The sequence below is a fragment of the Halomonas sp. IOP_31 genome (assembly GCF_021151495.1).
Taxonomy (GTDB): domain Bacteria; phylum Pseudomonadota; class Gammaproteobacteria; order Pseudomonadales; family Halomonadaceae; genus Modicisalibacter; species Modicisalibacter zincidurans.
Map to the genome: position 1 here is coordinate 1 of NZ_JAIRBP010000017.1, position 16,693 is coordinate 16,693.

The following is a 16,693-nucleotide window of genomic DNA, read 5'->3' on the forward strand; positions in this document are numbered from 1 at the left end:
CGATCACGGGCTCGCGGGTACCGCAACGAGGGCTACTTCATCACCATGATCTATCTGATTGGCAGCCCGGTGGGGAGCCTGCTGGATCAGGCCAAATCCACATGAAACGTCGAAGAGCCTGTTGTTTTGTAAAATAAAAGAAAAAAATACGAGATAATCACCTGGAACCTGGCCGACTATTGCCGTGAGCGATTGGGAGTCGAATTTCGTTTCAATACCACCATCGAGCGCATCAGGCGCCGAACCGGGCAGATCGAGGGCATCGTGACTCGGCCGGCGAGCTGAGCGCGGATGGCTACGTCGTCTGCCTGGCCAGTTACTCGCCGTTCCTGGCCAGGGATCTCGACCTGCGCCTGCCGATCTATCCGGTCAAGGGCTACAGCCTCACCGGTGCCGGTCACCGACGATGGCGGGGCGCCGCAATCGACGGTGATGGACGAAACCTTCAAGGTGGCGATCTCGCGCTTCGACGATCGAATCCGCGTGGGCGGCACCGCTGAGCTCGCCGCCTACGATCTGAGCCTGCTGGAAAGCGTCGTGCCACCACCAGCATGGTGAATTCCCCGAGGGCGGCGACGTCGAGAAGGGCGAATTCTGGACCGGATTGCGTCCGATGACCCCGGACTCGACGCCGATCATCGGTGCTACCCGGTACGCCAATTTATGGCTGAATACCGGACACGGCACGCTGGGCTGGACGATGAGCTGCGGCAGCGCTCATCTCCTCGCCGACCTGATGAGCGGTCGCTCACCGGCGATCGACCCCCGGGGCCTGGATATTCGCCGCTATGCGGCGGCCTGATCGATACCCACCGCCAGGCCGCGCTTGGCGCCGGCCACGGCATACAGGGCGAGAAGCGAAGGGCACTCTGCTCGCGGGCCTTCTCGACCCGGTCGCCTGTATCCAGCCAATAGTCCGGCCAGCTTCGACGCGAACCGGCCTGGCCGAACCGCATCAGGCAGGTGTGCCGCGAAAGGCCGCGATGGCGATGGCGTCTCCGTCGAGCGCCGTGCGCAGGGCCAGCGCCGAGCCCGGTGCCAGCGTCCAGCCGAGCGCGCCTTGCCCGGCGTTGACCCACAAACCGTCGATGCCGGTGGGACCGAGCCGCGGGCGCCCGTCGGGCGTCGCCGGGCGCAGGCCGGTCCAGGGCTCGGCGGCGGTGATGCGTTCGGCCAGCGCCGGCAGGAACGCGCAGGCCCGGCGCTTGAGCAGCTCGATTCGCGGGGCGCGCGGCTGTGCCTGCCAGCCGTCGAGATCGGCGATTCCGGCGATCCGCAGCCGCCGTTGGTCGCCCTGGCCGAGGCGCGCATAGACCATCTTGTGGGCGCCGTCGGTGACGCTGGCCTCGGGCGCCGCATCGCCGGCGTCGAGCGGCAGGGTCAGGCTATAGCCCTTGAGCGGATAGAGCGGTATCTGAATGCCGACTTCAGCCAGCAGGCGACGGCTGGCAAGGCCGGCGGCCACGATCAATGTTTCGCCGGTATCCAGGACGTGACGCTCGCCCCGGTCGTCGTGCCAGGCGACCAGCCGGCCGTGGCGGGTTTCCAGGCGCGCGACGCCACGCTTGACGAAGGCGACGCCCTGATCGGCTAGATGGTCGGCGACGGCCTCGCAAAAGCGCCGGCAATCGCCGAGCGCCTCGCCGGGCGTCCACAGCGCGCCGGCGAGCTGATCGCGTAGATGCTCGAGGGCCGGCTCGCGTTCGAGCAGCGCGTCGCGCTCGATAAGCCGCTGCTCCACGCCCAGCCGGCGTTGGAAGTCGACCTGGCGGCCGGCTTTGGCCAATGCCTCTGCGTCCCGATAGAGCAACAGCTTGCCGTTGGCGCGCCAGTCGAAGTCGAGTTCGAGGCGGGTGCGCCAGTCGTCGAGCTGTGGGCGGCCCAGCGCAGCCAGCTCGAGCAACGCCGCGGTGGTGGCGCGGGCGCGCCGAGGCGTGCAGGCGCGCAGGAACTGAAGTCCCCAGCCGGGCAGGGCGGGGTCGAGGCGCGGCACCCAGCGGATCGGGCTGTCGGAGCCGAGCAGCCAGCCGGGCAGCTGGGGCAATACCCCGGGTTCGGCGAGCGGGGCGACGAACGCCCAGGAGAGTTGCGCGCCGTTGGCGGCGCTGGTGCCGCTGCCGGGCGCGGCCGGGTCGACGATTCGGACCGGATAGCCGGCCTCGTGCAGCGCCAGTGCGGTGGTCAAGCCGGTGACGCCGGCGCCGACGACGGTGACGGGCGCTCGATTCATGAGGGCCATCCTTCAACGGAAAACGCCCGGGGCGGACCCGGGCGTCTATCGAACATGCGCGACGGCACGCGTTACTTGACGACGGCGGCGATCGCCTTGGCGACGTAGGGCAGGTTCTCGCTGGCCAGCCCGGCGACGTTGGCGCGCCCCGAACGCACCAGGTAGATGCCGTACTCGTCGCGCAACCGATCGACATGCTCGGGCTTAAGGCCGGTATACGAGAACATGCCGCGCTGCTCGGCGACGTGGGCGAACTGCCCGTCGAGGCCATAGGGCGCCAGCGCGTCGACGAACTCGCGACGCAAACCGTTGATGCGATTGCGCATCTCGGTGAGCTCATCGCGCCAAACGGCGGCCAGTTCGGCGGATTCGAGGATCTCGTAGACGATCGAGCCACCATGCGCCGGCGGGTTGGAATAGTTCTCGCGGGCGACGATGGCCAATTGCGAGCGCACGTTCTGCATCTGCTCGTGGTTCTTGGCGATGGCGATCAAACAGCCGGTGCGCTCGCGGTAGATGCCGAAGTTCTTCGAGCAGGAGCTGGTGATCAGCACTTCGTCGAGGTTCTCGGCCATCAGCCGGGCGCCGTAGGCGTCCTCGTCGAGGCCGTCGCCGAAGCCCTGGTAGGCGAAATCGACCAGCGGCAGCAGGTCGCGCTCGCGCACCGTTTCGAGCACCTGCTGCCACTGTTCGCGGCTCAGGTCGAAGCCCGACGGGTTGTGGCAGCAGGCGTGCAGCACCACCACGTCGCCGTGGGGAATCTGCTTGAGGGCGCTCAGCATGCCGTCGAAGTCGAGGCGGTTGTCGGCGTCGACGTAGGGGTACTTGTGCAGCTCGATGCCGGCGGCCTGGAAGATCCCCAGGTGATTGGGCCAGGTCGGGTCCGACACCCAGATGCCCTTGCCGGGCAGGTTGGTCTTGACGAAATCGGCGGCCAGGCGCAGCGCGCCGGTGCCGCCCGGCGACTGGGTGGCGCTGGCGCGGTCGGCGGCGAGCACCGGCGATTCGGCGCCCAGCACCAGCGGCAGCACCACCTTGGCGTAGCGCGGATCGCCGTGGGAGCCGATGTAGCTCTTGGTGGTCTCGTTCTTCAGCAGCAGCGCCTCGGCCTTTTTGACCGCGCGCATGATCGGGGTCACGCCCTGGGCGTCACGGTAGACGCCGACGCCCAGGTCGACCTTCTGCGGATTGGGGTCCTTGTTGAAGGCCTCGATCAGCCCGAGGATGGCGTCCCCGGGTACCCGCTCAATCTGCTCGAACATTGGACTCTGCTACCTCGTCGGTTCTGGCGGCCAGAATGAAGTCGTTCTTGTGCAGACCCTTGATCGCATGGGACCACCAGGTCACGGTGACCTTGCCCCATTCGGTGAGCAGCGCCGGGTGATGGCCGGCTTCCTCGGCCAGCTCACCGATGCGGTTGGTGAACGCCAGGGCCTGCTTGAAGTTGCGGAACGTGAAAGGACGTTCCAACTGCATGATGCCATCGCGCTCGACGATCTGCCAGTCGGGGATGGCGGCCTTGAAGCGCTCGATCTCGCTGTGGGAGACGCGCGGCGCGTCGAAACTGCAGGCTTCGCACTGTTGTTGAGAAAGCTCGTGTTGAGAAAGCTCGTGTTGAGAAAGCTCGTTCATTGGGGCTCCTTCTGGCATAGGGGGTGTGTCGATCTGTCCGGGTGGCGTCGCTCAGGCCTCGGCTATCTTGGGCTTGGGCTCGAAGGTCGGCGGGTAGAGACCCAGCCGCATGGCTTCGCGGACCAGCGCCATGATGTCCTGTCCGGCAAGGTCGTGCAGCGTGGCGAGATCGTCAATCACGTAATACAACGGTTGCAGGATATCGATGCGATAGGGCGTGCGCAGGGCGTCGACCGGGTCGAAGGGGTGATGGGCCGTGACGTCCGAGAGCGCATGGAAGGTCTCCTTGGGCGAGGAGATGATGCCGCCGCCATAGATGCGCCGCCCCTCGGGCGTGTCGACCAGGCCGAACTCCACGGTCATCCAGTACAGCCGGGCGAGATAGACCCGTTCCTGCTTGCTGGCGGCCAGGCCGAGCTTGCCGTAGGTCTCGGTGAACTCGGCGAAATCGGAGTTGGTGAGCATCGGGCAGTGGCCGAAGATCTCGTGAAAGATGTCCGGCTCCTGCAGGTAGTCCATCTCCTCGGGGGTGCGAATGAAGGTGGCGACCGGGAAACGCCGGTTGGCGAGCAGCTCGAAGAAGGTATCGAACGGAATCAGCGCGGGGACCGCGGCGGTCTGCCAGCCGGTGGTCGCCTGCAGCACGCGATCGACGTCGCCGAGTTGCGGGATGCGCTCGTTGGGCAGCGCCAGGCGCTCCAATCCGTCGAGATACTCCTGGCAGACGCGACCCTCGATAATCGCCAGTTGACGTTCCATCAGCGCCTGCCAGATGCGGTGTTCGCTGGCGCTGTAGTCGATGAGGCCGTCGGCATTCGGCTGGTGGGCCTGATACTGGGTGTGCTTGGCCATGGCGGACTCCCGTCGGGGTTGTCGTTGTCATGCGGGTTGTCGTTGTCATTGTCATTGTCATGATCGTGCTTCCAGCATAGGGCGAACGACAGCGGCGACGAGGGCTTTTCGGCGTGGCCGGCGAGGTTTGGAACGATGCGGTGTAACGTTGTATTTACAGACACCCCGTTGGGCGCGTCCGTTCTCGACCAATGGACCCTGTCGAACGCATTGAGCGCGTTCCGGCTGTCAGGATAGCGTTACAGCGAGTCACGTCGCCGTGACGAGAATTGCCTATTGTTCGTTCAGGATTCGCCCCATGCGCCTCAAGCTCCACTGCCAGAACCGCATCGGCATACTGCGCGATATCGTCTCGCCGTTCGCCGACTATGGCCTCAACGTCGCTCGCGGCGAGGTGGGCGGCGATCAGGGCAACGCCATCTACCTGCACGTGCCCAACCTGCTGTACGCCCAGCTCGCCACGTTGCGCCCGGCGCTCGAGGCGGTGCCCGGGGTGTTCAGCGTCAAGCGGGTCAGCCTGATGCCCAGCGAGCGCCGCCATCTCGAGCTCGATGCGCTGCTGTCGTCGCTGTCCGATCCGGTGATGTCGATCGACATGGGAGGGCGCATCGTCGCCGCCAATCGCGCCGCGGGTCAGATGCTCGGGGTGCGCGTCGACGAGGTGCCGGGGCTGTCGCTGGATCGTTACATCCACGATCTCGACCTCCCCGAGCTGGTGCGCCGCAACAACGCCCGGGTCAACGGCTTGCGGCTCAAGCTCAACGAGGCGATCTACCTGGCCGACATCGCGCCGCTGCACAGCGAAAAGGACGACGTCGCCTCGCTGGCCGGCGCGGTGGTGACGCTGCACCGCGCCGATCGCGTCGGCGAGCGTATCTATCATGTCCAGCGCCAGGAGTTGCGCGGCTTCGAGGCGATCTTCCAGGCCAGCCCGCGGCTGGCCGGGGTGGTGCGCGAAGCGCGACGCATGGCGCCGCTCGATGCGCCGCTGCTGATCGAGGGCGAAACCGGCACCGGCAAGGAGCTGCTGGCGCGCGCCTGCCACCTGGCCAGCCCGCGCGGCCAGGCGCCGTTCATGGCGCTGAGCTGCGCCGGGTTGCCCGAGTCGATGGCCGAGACCGAATTGTTCGGCTATGCCCCCGGCGCCTTCGAGGGTGCGCGCCCCGAGGGCAAGCTGGGGCTGCTCGAACTGACTGCCGGCGGCACCATCTTTCTCGACGAGGTCGGCGAGATGAGCCCGCGGCTGCAGGTCAAGTTGCTGCGCTTTCTGCAGGATGGCGGGTTTCGCCGCGTGGGCAGCGACGAGGAGACCTATCTCGACGTGCGGGTGATCTGCGCCACCCAGCAGGACCTGCCGCGGCTGTGCGCCGACGGGCTGTTTCGTCAGGATCTCTATCATCGCCTCAACGTGCTGGCGGTGCATATTCCGCCGCTGCGCGAATGCCTGGACGGCATTGGCGAGCTCGCCGAGCATTTCATCGATCGCGCCGCGCGCCAGATCGGCTGTCCGCTACCGGCGCTCTCCGAGCCCGCGCGGGCGCGGCTGGTCAACTACCACTGGCCGGGCAACGTGCGCCAGCTCGAGAACGTGCTGTTCCAGGCGGTCTCGCTGTGCGAGGACGGCGCGCTTCAGGTCAGTCATCTGCGCATGCCCGATGTCGGCGCGACGCCGGGACTCGCCGGGGTCGACCTCCAGGGCTCGCTGGGCGAGATTCTCGGCGAGGTCGAAAAGCGCGTGCTGGCCACGCTCTACGATGAATATCCCTCCAGCCGGTTGCTGGCGCGCCGGCTCGGCGTCTCGCACACCACCATCGCCAACAAGCTCAAGCGCCATGGTCTCGGCGCGGAGTGAACGTCAGCGCGGTTGATTCGTTAGTCCAGGTGATTCGCGACGGCCTTGCGCACCTCGGCATAGGGCCAGGCCTCCAGGGCCGCGTAACCCTTGAGCTGGCGGGCTTTCAGGCGGGTCAGCAGCGGCGTGGCCAGCCCGGTCAGAAAGCGCGTCAGCAGGTCGGCGCTGGGCGGCGGGGCGTCGCCGGCCTCGTCCAGCCGTGCAATCAGCGGCGCGCAGAGCGGGCCGACACGCTGGCTGTCGAGCGCGGGCAGCGACTCGCCAGCGGGCAGCCGCGCCACCTGGCCCCGGCACACCGAGCAGTGGCCGCAGCGCTGCGGGGCGTCGGTGTCGCCGAAGCACGTGTCGCCGAAGTATTGGGCCAGCCGGCGGCTGAGACACGTCTCGGACTCGAACAGTGCGAGCATCGCCTCGAGGCGATCGATCTCGGCGCGTTCCTTGCTCTGGAAGTAGCCGTGCAGGTCGTCGGCGAGAGCCTGGACGTCGAGATCCGGCTGACGGATCGCGTAGACCTCGGTCATCTGCTTGCTTTCCAGCGCGATCAGGCCCTGATCGTTGAAGTATTCCAGGGCGCGGATCACCCGCATGCGGGATACGTCGAGGCCGCGCTCGGCGCCCAGCCGCGCCAGCGCCTCGAGATCCAGCGTGCACCAGGTCTTGGCGCGTGGCGACGCCGCGACGAGGGCGGCGACGAAATCGCCGCGCTCGCCCGTAAAGCGCGCGGTCAGCGCCTCGGGCTCGATCAGGTACTGGAAGCGGTACTCGGCGAAGTAGGCGTAGCGCGGCGCGATCACCCCGCGCAGCTCGAGCTGCACCAGCAGCGTCTTGAGCGGCAGCGGGCGAATATTGCTGTGCTGGGAGAGCGCATTGAGGGTCAGCTCCCACTGGCCCCGCGGCGCCGCCTCGCGAATCGTGCGCAGCACCCGCTGGATGCCGTCGCGCTCCGGGGTGTCGCCGTAGACGAAGTTCTCCAGCGCGGCCAGGGTGTCGCGGCCGCCCAGCATCAGGCAGTCGGCGGGCTGGCCGTCGCGCCCGGCGCGGCCGATCTCCTGGCTGTAGTTCTCGATCGACTTGGGCAGGTCGACGTGGACGACGTTGCGAATGTCGGCCTTGTCGATGCCCATGCCGAAGGCGATGGTGGCGACGATGCAGTTGACCTCGCCGTTCATGAAGGCGCGCTGCAGGGCGTCGCGGGCGTCGTTCTTGAGCCCGGCGTGATAGGCGCGGGCGAGGATGCCCGCCTTGTCGAGATAGGCGGCGAGCTGCTCGGCGCGCTTTTGCAGGGTGACGTAGACGATGCTCGGCTGTGGCGCGTCACCGGCAAGGCGCGGGCGCAACCAGTCGCGCAGCGCCCGGGCGCGCTGCTCGGCCGCGACGGGCTGCACCAACAGGTTGAGGTTGGCCCGGTAGAAGCCGGTCAGCGTGACGTCGCGGGACTCGATGGCGAAGCTTTCGCGCATGTCCGCGATCACCCGCGGCGTGGCGGTGGCGGTGAGCAGCAGCGCCTGGGGAATCGCGAACTCGCGCTGGTAGTCGGGCAGCTTGAGGTAGTCGGGGCGGAAGTTGTGCCCCCACTCCGAAAGGCAGTGGGCCTCGTCGACCACCAGCAGCGATACCGGCAGCTGGCGCAGGAAGGCGCGAAAGCGCTCGTTCTTGAGCCTTTCCACCGAGATCATCAGGATGCGGATCTCGCCGCGGCGCACGCCGTCCATCACCGCGCTGGCCTCCTCGCGGCTCTGGCGCGAGTCGATGCTCGCCGCGGCGATGCCAAGGCGGGCCAGGAAGTCGAGCTGGTCCTGCATCAGCGCCAGCAGCGGCGAGACCACCAGTGTCAGGTGCGGCAGGTGCAGTGCCGGCAATTGATAGCACAGCGACTTGCCGGAGCCGGTGGGAAAGATCGCCGCCGCCGAGCGGCCCTCGACCAGTGCCTCGATCACCGCGCGCTGGCCGGCGCGGAACTCGGAGTAGCCGAAGACGTTGTTTAGGGTCTGCTCGATCATGCGCACTCCTGAACGGTAAGGTGGCGAGACTGGGACAACATTCGTTCACCATGCAGGGGCCTCGAGGACGACACGCCAGCCGCCACCGTTTGAGAAACTCATTGGCGATCTTGCGGGAGCATACTCACGCCGCATCAATATTCAGCATCGGCTGGTTTAGCAAGTGCTTGAAGACGAGAAAATGGTGAAAGTTTTAAGGCGCTGGAGCCACCATGAATAATGCATGACCAGCCGCTGTTGCCGGACGGTTTTCGGTTACATACTGCCGATGTAGGTGCTCAAGATGCAGGAAGGCGTCGATGCTATCGTTGTCACGGTACTCGGCGACTCCGAGGCTGGCGGTGACGCGCTGCCATTGCTTCAGCGCGGACTGTCGTAGCGTCCGGCACGCCCCTTGGAATAGACCACCTGCCAGAGCTGGATGTCGCGGGCGCGAAAGGCGCCGGCGCACACGCCAAGGTAGTAACGGAACATGCGCCGCGTTCGCTCGTTGTAGTTGTCGGCGACCTCGTGCCAGTGGGCATCGAAGTTCTCGTTCCAGGCCATCAGGGTGCGGTCGTAGTCGGCGCCGAAGTTCTGCCAGTCTTCCATGAGCAACCTGCCTTCGCTGGCCTGAGCGATATGCTTGATGGAAGGCAGTATGCCGTTGGGGAAGATATACTTGTTGATCCAGGGGTCGGCGCTGATCTCGGAGTTGTTGGAGCCGATGGTATGCAGCACGAACAGGCCGTCGTCGGCGAGCAGGCTATCGACGGTATCGAAATAGGTACGGTAGTTGCGATGGCCGACATGTTCGAACATGCCGATCGAGACGATGCGGTCGAAGCGGCCTTCCAGATCGCGATAATCCTCGAGCAGAATCTCCACCGGCAGCCCCTCGCAACGCTGGCGGGCCAGCACCGCCTGTTCCTTGGAGATGGTGATGCCGGTCACTTCGGCGCCGTAGCGGCGGGCGGCGTGTTCGGCGAAACTGCCCCAGCCGCAGCCGATGTCGAGTACCTTCATGCCGGGCTGGATGTCCAGCTTGCGTGCTGCCAGGTCGAGCTTGGCGACCTGGGCCTCGTGGAGCGTTTCGGCTTCCTTCCAGTAACCGCAGGAATAGCACATGGTCGGGTCGAGCATGCGCTCGAAGAGATCGTTGCCGAGATCGTAGTGCGCCTCGCCGACGATATACGCGCGGGTCTTGCTCTGCAGGTTGAAGAAACCCGCCTGGAGCCGGTACATCAGCCGCTCGGAGGCCGTATGAGCGCGTTCGCCGAGGCCATGACGGAGCAGGCGATGGGCCATCTCGTCGATCCGTTCGCAGTCCCACCAGCCATCCATGTAGGATTCGCCAAGACCCAAGGTGCCCTGACGCAGGATGCGCGAGAAGAAGTCGGGATGCAGCACCTGGATGTCCCACGGGGCGGAGCCGTTGAGGTTGACTCCAGAACCTTCGAGCAAGTCCTCGACGATGCGTCGGGAACGGGTGTCGGGCAGGGCGACGGGGCCGATGCGAGTATCACTGGTCATGCCGAACTCCGGTATGCAGGTTTGCGAATGCGATACGGTCCGGGCAAGGCAATCCCTTGCCACAACCAAACTCTGTTTAGTTTGCTAACAATAGCCGTGGGGTGCAACTGTTGCCGGCTATGGCATTGATAGTGTTAGCAAGAGCACTGACCACGACTGTCACTAAAGCATAGTCTATCGTCGTAGTAGTGAGGAAAATCCAGTGCAGGAGGGTATGCCATGCAGGTTATCGTCGATCTTTGCATCGTGCCGCTGGGTGTCGGGGTCTCGGTTTCGCGTTACGTGGCGGCATGCCAGGAGGTGATCGAAGACGCCGGTCTGATCTATCGCATGCATGCTTACGGCACCAATATCGAAGGACCGTGGGATGCGGTCTTCGAGACGGTCAGACGCTGTCATGAACGGGTCCACGAGATGGGCGCACCACGCATCACCACGACTCTCAAGGTCGGTACTCGCACCGATCGCGAACAGAGCATGGACGACAAGGTGGCCAGTGTCGCTGCGCACTTGCAGCGCTGAAACCGCCTCAGCGGCAGAGATAGCGCCAGACGATCGAGGGTGCCTCGCCTTCATGGGTGGCGGCGGCATATTGGCCGAGTTCGCTTTGCGCCAGAGGCAACGCGGATTCGCTACGAAAACGTGGCGGTGTGTCGTATTGTTGGCTGTCGATGACCACGGGCTCGCCAGCCTGGCATCGCTCCTCGGCACGCTGCATCGCCGCCCGGCGAGCCTCGGAAAGCGAATCGCCATGCGCTTCCAGCCGCAGCAAGGGTTGCTGTGGTGGCGGCGGTGATCCGGCGCAGCCCGCCAGCCATAGCGTCATTCCCAGGGCCATGAGATTCAGCGCTCGCCGCTTGGCTGCCATTGCACGGGTTCCTTGAAATATATCTCTAGCCGCCTGTCGAGCTTGGCCGATCGTCACGAGAAGCACGGGTTTCGAGTCAAATTTATCGATCGATTGAGGCGAATAGCGCGCTATTTAACGAAATGGATCGATGAAATTGGCCGAAAGGCCGGGATTCGCAGTAGGTCAGTGTCAAGTCCGACGGGCTCCTGGCGTCTCGAAACGTTCTTTATTGTCCCTATTGTAGTTGGTCCAGGACGCCCGTCCGTCAGGCTAGTCGAAGAATTCCTGCGCGCCGTCGAGCGGCGTCAGCCAGTGATTGCACCGGGCCAGCAGATGCGCGGTCAGGGCGTCGAGGGTGCTGCCGCCATGACGCCAATGGTGCCAGTAGAGCGGTACGTCGATGAAACTCTCGCTATCCAGGTCGACGAGACTGCCTTCCTGTAATTCCCGGGACACCTGGCGTTCGGGAATCAGACCGTAACCCATGCCCGACTGCGCCAGCTGGATGAATCCCTCCGAAGAAGGGCATAGGTGGTGGGGAAAGGAGGCCTGATAACCGCGCATTTCCAGGTAGCGATGCTGCAGACGATCATCCGGGCCGAAGACGATCGCCGGGGCCTGGCGCAGCGCAGCGTGATTCAATCCCCGGGGAAAGTGTCGGGCAATGTAATCGGGGCTCGCCAGAGCGCGATAACGCATGCTGCCCAGGGGATGGGTGCGCGCTCCCTGCACCGGGCGCGAGGTGGCGCATATGCAGCCGGCGACCTCCCCGTCGCGCATGCGTTTGAGAGCGACGTCCTGATCTTCCACCACCAGGTCGAGCAATACGCCATGTTCACGGCAGAAGCTGCCGGTGACCGGCGTCCACCAGGTGGCCAGGCTATCGGCGTTGATCGCCAGGCGCAGGCGCTGCTCGCGCTCGCCCAGCGCGGGAATCCGGTCGAGCAAATCGTGCTCGAGCAGACGCACCTGCTGGACGTGATTGAGCAGGCGTCGACCCAGAGGAGTCGGCGCCAGCTTGGGGGCACGTACCAGCACCGGCTGGCCGAGCCGGGCTTCAAGCAGCTTGATGCGCTGGGAGACCGCGGATTGGGTCAGTCCCAGGTATTTCGCGCCACGCTCGAAGCCGGATTGGTCGACCACCGCCGCCAGGGCCTGGAGAAGTTTGTAATCAAGCATCATCTAAGTTAATCATCCATTCTTTCAATTAATTTAACTTATTTTTGTGCCGAGTATAACCTGCATTTTCTTATGTAGACGTCAGGAGATTGCCATGTGGGGCTCTGCTGTCCAGGGGCTGGTGACCGGGGCCGGGCTGATTATCGCGATCGGTGCGCAGAATGCTTTCGTCCTCGGTCAGGGGCTACGCCGCGAGCATCCCTGGCTGGTGGCATTCATTTGCACGGCGTGTGACGTGTTGCTGATCGCCCTGGGCGGGTTGGGCGTCGGTCAGCTGATCGCTTCACAGGCAACGCTGATGATATTGGCCCGGCTCGGTGGTGCGTTGTTCCTGGTGTGGCAGGCCGGTCTGGCCTGGCGTCGGGTCCTTTACCCCGAGGCCCTGCAGGTAGAGCGTGCCGGAGCCACGCGGCGAGGCGTGATAGCCACGACGCTGGCGGTGACCCTGCTCAATCCGCAGGTTTACCTGGACACGCTGATCATGCTCGGTGCGATCGGTGCCGTGCAGACCGAGCCGGCGGCCTTCTACGCTGGCGCCATAGTGGCTTCCTGCCTGTGGTTCTTCTCGCTGGTCGCCGCGGCCGGTTGGCTGGCGCCGAAATTGGCGAGTCGCTGGGTCTGGCGAGTCATCGACGGCGTTATCGGTGTGGTGTTGTTGATGGTGGCGGCGGGTCTGGTCGCTGGCCTTGAATGTTCGTAAGGCTATGTTTACGCCGTGTCAGGATGCTGCGCCATGTTGGCTCGCATGCATGCCGTGGCGGAGCACGTGTAAGGATTGCTTGCCACACGGGCGAACGCAACCGAGTGCCAGCACGGTCTAGGTCGATCTTGTAGGTATCCCCGACTCTGCGGTGGAGCTATACGCTATGAGCAACATCGCTTGACGATGATTCGTTAGCCGCACCAGGAGAGGGACATGAGCGCAACCGCGAGCGTTTCCGATAGCCACTACAATCCGCTGGGTACCGATGGTTTCGAATTCGTCGAATTCACCGCCCCGAGTTCAGAGCAGCGCGAGGCCATGGCGCGCCTGTTCGAGAAAATGGGTTTCACCCGGACGCGCCAACACCGCTCGAAGAATGTGATGCTCTTTCAGCAGGAGGGCATCAACTTCGTGATCAATGGCGAGCCGGGCGGGCAGGCGGCAGCGTTCGCCCGCCGGCATGGCCCGAGTGCCTGTGCGATGGCCTGGAAGGTGGCCGATGCGCACAAGGCGTTTGAGCATGCCGTGGCGAATGGCGCCGAAGCGGTGGACAACCCGGTCGGTCCGGGCGAGGTGGGAATCCCGGCGGTCAAGGGGATCGGCGGTTCATTGCTGTATTTCGTCGACGGGCGCAGCGACGAGCAGGGGCGTACGCTCTACGACATCGATTTCGAACCGATTCCGGGGGCCGATCGAAACGCGGCGAGCGTGGGGCTCAAGGTGCTCGACCATCTTACGCATAACGTCGACCGCGGCCAGATGAACGTCTGGGCCGACTTCTATACGCGAATCGCCAACTTTCGGGAAATTCGCTACTTCGATATCGAAGGCAAGATGACCGGCTTGCACTCCCAGGCGATGACGGCGCCCTGCGGCAAGATGCACATCCCGATCAATGAGTCGGCCGACGACACGTCGCAGATCGCCGAATTCCTGCGCGAATACAATGGCGAGGGCATTCAGCACCTGGCGCTGGCTACGGACGATATCTACGCCACGGTCAGAGCGCTACGCGACAACGGCGTGACCTTCATGGCCACGCCGGCCACCTATTACGAAAAGATCGCCGAGCGGGTACCCGACCACGAAGAATCGCTCGAGGAGCTGCAATCGCTCAACCTGTTGATCGATGGCGCGCCTGAAGAGGGGATCCTGCTGCAGATATTCACCGACACCGTGATCGGGCCGATATTCTTCGAAATCATCCAGCGCAAAGGCAACAAGGGCTTTGGAGAAGGCAACTTCAAGGCGCTTTTCGAATCCATCGAAGAGGACCAGATTCGCCGCGGGGTGCTCAAGGCCGAACAGTAAAACAGCCCAGACACGCCACGGCCTGCATGGGCCGGCCGTGGCCGTCAGTACCGGCTTGCCGGTAAAGGCAATCAAAAGAGCCGGGCGACACGCTAGAGCCCGTAGTCGTCGGGATCTTCGCCCTGTTCGCGCAGGAAGGCCGCCACCAGGTCGTCTTCACCGTCATGGTCCGAACCATGAGCATAGGCGAACTCTATCAGTTGCTCCTCCTCGAAGCCGTCGTACCACGCCATATCCTTGTAATCACTGGTTGAATACCATTCGCTAGCCGCTTCGTAGCTGTCGAAAAGCCTCGCCATCATCGACTCCTTGTCTGGCCTTTTGCTGCAAAATAGATGGCTTGGCGATGTCGCGCAATGACCTTGCGCCGGCGCACTTCAGCGTTACTCTTCTACTCTACCCTCGCGAAGGGGCGCCAGTGCACGCGTACATGAGCCAGCACCCTGAAGGGCAGGGCGCTGATCAGCACATTGTCGAGTTCGCTCCGCTCGTCGCGAATGCGCAACTTGCCTTGCGCGTTGCGCGATATATGGCGCACTTGCAGCGCATCGTCGCACTCCAGCAGATACAGCCCGTCATCGTCGACGGTATCGAGTGGACGTATCGCGGCAAGATCACCCTCGGTGAGGAAGTCGAATCGCTCTCCCGGCGCCGGTGTCACCAAATGGCAGCCTTCCGTGAGCCCGGCGCTGGGCAGGCCGATCAGCGAGGGTACCAATTGGCCGTTGGTGGTCATCCATGGCGGCGGCTGGAGGGCGCGCAGAGGCAGAACGCCAGGAGGCATCTGCGTCGAAGGCGTGCCTTGCAGCAGATCGCTCAAGTTGCAGTCCAGAGCTTCTGCCAGGGCCACTAGCCGCTCATGACCGATCTGCTTGATGGTGCCTGATTCCCAATAGGAAATCGTGACGTCCGAGACACCCACTCGCCGGGCCAAGGCGGCCTTGCTTAGATTGGCCTTCATTCTTAGTGCTTTTATATGGGAACCCAGGTCAACCATCGAGTGCTTCTCACCGTGACATGAATGTCTAGCATAGCCAGTCGCTACCGAAGTATGTTTCGGGTTAAAACAGGTAATCTAGCGATGAGATAGCCCGCCAGCTCGGCTACGGGAGGCGCATGATGGCAGCGGGGTTTGTCGCCTAGGCTTCGTCTGAAAAGTCGACGAGCGATGGCCAGGCAAGGCAAAAATGGGCGAAAAGGCGGAGTTTACGGGTTGTAAATGAGTACTTTGAGCCTATTTTTAACGCCGCATGGTCGAGCGCAGGCACTTTTCGGACAAAGCCTCGGCGCAATCCGTGGATCGCTGCAATGGGCCGGGGTTACAGCAAGGCGCGGGGGTCGAATCGAGTCGCCGTCGTGAAGTTAGTATAGTCGGGCGTGCCTAAACGCAGGGGCGAGGGCGGGAAAAATGCGCCGGCTGCCCGAACGAGCAGCCCGATGGCGCAGAAAGTAATGCACTGAAGGCACCAGCGGCTCGCCCAGGGCGCGCCGCTGGTACTCCGATCGCGGCGACGATCGGAGCGAGCAGTATACGGAATCGTCGTTTGCGGAATAAGTGGGTACAATCGAAAACTAGTGTTTCCGAAATGGAAACTTTAGACTTCGTCGCGCTTTTCAAGGACCCGTTTTGGCCACCCTCGATGCATTGAAAGTTTTCGTCGAAGTCGTGCAGGCCCGGAGCTTCACGGCGGCGGCACGCCGTCTGGGTATTTCCAAATCGCTGGCTTCCAAGCGGATCGCGGCACTGGAAGAAGAGCTGGGCGTGAGTCTGCTGAACCGTTCGACGCGTTCGCTGCATCTGACCGAGGCCGGCCAGATCTATTTCGAGCATGGCCTGCGCATTCGCGAAGAACTGGCCGCGGCCGAAGCCCAGGTCCAATCGGTGACGTCGCGTCCGCGCGGCCAACTCAAGATCAGCGCCCAGGTCAGCTTCGGCTTCATGTACCTGGCGCCACCGACGACCGCCTTCATGCGCCGCTATCCCGACGTGGCGGTCGAGATACTGCTCGAGGACCAGCGCTTCGAGCCGATCGACGACTCCGTCGACCTGGCCATTCGCATGGGTCCGATGCCGCCATCGAGTCTGGTTTCACGGCCACTGTGCAAGGTGGTCTACGGGCTTTATGCGGCGCCGGAATATCTGGCGCGGGCCGAGCGGCCGATGCATCCGCGCGACCTCGTACAGCACGACAGCATCTTCTACGGCAACTACGATCTTGGCGCCCACTGGCGTTTTTCGCTCAATGGCCAACCGCTCGATATAGAGCCCAATTCGCGGCTTGTCATCAACAATCTGCTGGGGGTCGTGGAGGCAGCCAAGGCGGGGTTCGGACTCGCTTACCTGCCCACCTTCGCGGCACGCGCGGCGGTCGCCGACGGCGAACTGGTGCCGTTGCTGCAGCCCTACTGGAACGAGCATGGCAGCATGCTGGTGCTGTTTCGATCTCGCAAGTACCTGCCCGACAAGACCCGCACCTATCTCGACTTCATCACCGACTGGTTTCGCGAGCACCTGGCGCTTTAGTTCCGAAATGCATGCGCGCGGTGCGCCGTGCAGGTAGCGATGCTCGCT

The 16,693-nt window shown here is 64.1% G+C and carries 16 protein-coding genes and 2 pseudogenes; 8 read left to right on the forward strand and 10 right to left on the reverse strand.

The window, feature by feature from the left end; translation table 11 throughout:
- The first annotated feature begins 390 nt into the window (after positions 1-390).
- The gene (locus K7I12_RS10280) at positions 391-558 is read left to right on the forward strand and encodes a hypothetical protein (RefSeq protein ID WP_231664085.1); all 168 of its coding nucleotides are present in this window, start codon (positions 391-393) and stop codon (positions 556-558) included.
- Between the two features lie 55 nt (positions 559-613).
- The gene (locus tag K7I12_RS10285) at positions 614-802 is read left to right on the forward strand and encodes an FAD-dependent oxidoreductase (RefSeq protein WP_231664087.1); all 189 of its coding nucleotides are present in this window, start codon (positions 614-616) and stop codon (positions 800-802) included.
- A 153-nt stretch (positions 803-955) separates the two neighbouring features.
- On the opposite strand, the gene K7I12_RS10290 is transcribed toward K7I12_RS10285, so the two are convergent.
- The 4 genes and pseudogenes from K7I12_RS10290 to phhA all read right to left on the reverse strand — a co-directional run.
- Positions 956-2,230 carry an FAD-dependent oxidoreductase gene (locus K7I12_RS10290; protein WP_231664088.1) on the reverse strand — a complete coding sequence of 425 codons (1,275 nt, stop codon included), beginning with the start codon at positions 2,228-2,230 and terminating at the stop codon, positions 956-958.
- A gap of 71 nt (positions 2,231-2,301) precedes the next feature.
- Complete coding sequence (locus K7I12_RS10295; RefSeq protein WP_031384421.1) at positions 2,302-3,492, reverse strand: amino acid aminotransferase; 1,191 nt, start codon at positions 3,490-3,492, stop codon at positions 2,302-2,304.
- On the reverse strand, positions 3,476-3,862 hold the full coding sequence (locus K7I12_RS10300) for a 4a-hydroxytetrahydrobiopterin dehydratase (RefSeq protein ID WP_231664089.1): 387 nt from the start codon (positions 3,860-3,862) through the stop codon (positions 3,476-3,478). The genes K7I12_RS10295 and K7I12_RS10300 overlap by 17 nt, the downstream gene beginning before the upstream one ends.
- A gap of 51 nt (positions 3,863-3,913) precedes the next feature.
- Positions 3,914-4,720 (reverse strand): annotated as a pseudogene (phhA, locus tag K7I12_RS10305) (phenylalanine 4-monooxygenase); the annotation flags it as partial.
- 292 nt (positions 4,721-5,012) lie between these two features.
- Here phhA and K7I12_RS10310 point away from each other — a divergent pair.
- On the forward strand, positions 5,013-6,566 hold the full coding sequence (locus tag K7I12_RS10310; protein WP_031384417.1) for a sigma-54-dependent transcriptional regulator: 1,554 nt from the start codon (positions 5,013-5,015) through the stop codon (positions 6,564-6,566).
- A gap of 20 nt (positions 6,567-6,586) precedes the next feature.
- Here K7I12_RS10310 and K7I12_RS10315 read toward each other — a convergent pair whose 3' ends face one another.
- Complete coding sequence (locus K7I12_RS10315) at positions 6,587-8,566, reverse strand: RecQ family ATP-dependent DNA helicase (protein WP_031384416.1); 1,980 nt, start codon at positions 8,564-8,566, stop codon at positions 6,587-6,589.
- 73 nt (positions 8,567-8,639) lie between these two features.
- Here K7I12_RS10315 and K7I12_RS10320 point away from each other — a divergent pair.
- Positions 8,640-8,726: pseudogene (locus K7I12_RS10320) on the forward strand (Txe/YoeB family addiction module toxin); the annotation flags it as partial.
- A gap of 200 nt (positions 8,727-8,926) precedes the next feature.
- Here K7I12_RS10320 and cfa read toward each other — a convergent pair.
- On the reverse strand, positions 8,927-10,078 hold the full coding sequence (gene cfa / locus K7I12_RS10325; protein ID WP_231664091.1) for a cyclopropane fatty acyl phospholipid synthase: 1,152 nt from the start codon (positions 10,076-10,078) through the stop codon (positions 8,927-8,929).
- Between the two features lie 219 nt (positions 10,079-10,297).
- Between cfa and K7I12_RS10330 the strand changes: the two genes are divergently transcribed.
- A complete protein-coding gene (locus K7I12_RS10330) occupies positions 10,298-10,600 on the forward strand; it encodes an MTH1187 family thiamine-binding protein (protein ID WP_031384414.1) in 303 nt (100 codons plus the stop codon).
- A 7-nt stretch (positions 10,601-10,607) separates the two neighbouring features.
- Here K7I12_RS10330 and K7I12_RS10335 read toward each other — a convergent pair whose 3' ends face one another.
- The gene (locus tag K7I12_RS10335; protein WP_231664092.1) at positions 10,608-10,946 is read right to left on the reverse strand and encodes a hypothetical protein; all 339 of its coding nucleotides are present in this window, start codon (positions 10,944-10,946) and stop codon (positions 10,608-10,610) included.
- Between the two features lie 252 nt (positions 10,947-11,198).
- Positions 11,199-12,107, reverse strand: a complete 909-nt coding sequence (locus tag K7I12_RS10340) for a LysR family transcriptional regulator ArgP (RefSeq protein ID WP_031384412.1) — start codon at positions 12,105-12,107, stop codon at positions 11,199-11,201.
- Positions 12,108-12,201: 94 nt separating this feature from the next.
- Here K7I12_RS10340 and K7I12_RS10345 point away from each other — a divergent pair, with 94 nt between their 5' ends.
- Positions 12,202-12,807 (forward strand): LysE/ArgO family amino acid transporter, encoded by a 606-nt coding sequence (locus tag K7I12_RS10345; RefSeq protein WP_031384411.1) that lies wholly within the window; start codon positions 12,202-12,204, stop codon positions 12,805-12,807.
- 216 nt (positions 12,808-13,023) lie between these two features.
- A complete protein-coding gene (gene hppD, locus K7I12_RS10350; RefSeq protein WP_031384410.1) occupies positions 13,024-14,121 on the forward strand; it encodes a 4-hydroxyphenylpyruvate dioxygenase in 1,098 nt (365 codons plus the stop codon).
- A gap of 92 nt (positions 14,122-14,213) precedes the next feature.
- Here hppD and K7I12_RS10355 read toward each other — a convergent pair whose 3' ends face one another.
- Together K7I12_RS10355 and K7I12_RS10360 are read right to left on the reverse strand one after the other, a co-directional pair.
- On the reverse strand, positions 14,214-14,420 hold the full coding sequence (locus tag K7I12_RS10355; protein WP_031384409.1) for a hypothetical protein: 207 nt from the start codon (positions 14,418-14,420) through the stop codon (positions 14,214-14,216).
- A 92-nt stretch (positions 14,421-14,512) separates the two neighbouring features.
- A complete protein-coding gene (locus K7I12_RS10360; RefSeq protein WP_422723636.1) occupies positions 14,513-15,082 on the reverse strand; it encodes a helix-turn-helix domain-containing protein in 570 nt (189 codons plus the stop codon).
- Positions 15,083-15,748: 666 nt separating this feature from the next.
- Between K7I12_RS10360 and K7I12_RS10365 the strand changes: the two genes are divergently transcribed.
- Positions 15,749-16,645 (forward strand): LysR family transcriptional regulator, encoded by an 897-nt coding sequence (locus tag K7I12_RS10365; RefSeq protein WP_084173550.1) that lies wholly within the window; start codon positions 15,749-15,751, stop codon positions 16,643-16,645.
- Positions 16,646-16,693: the final 48 nt, after the last annotated feature.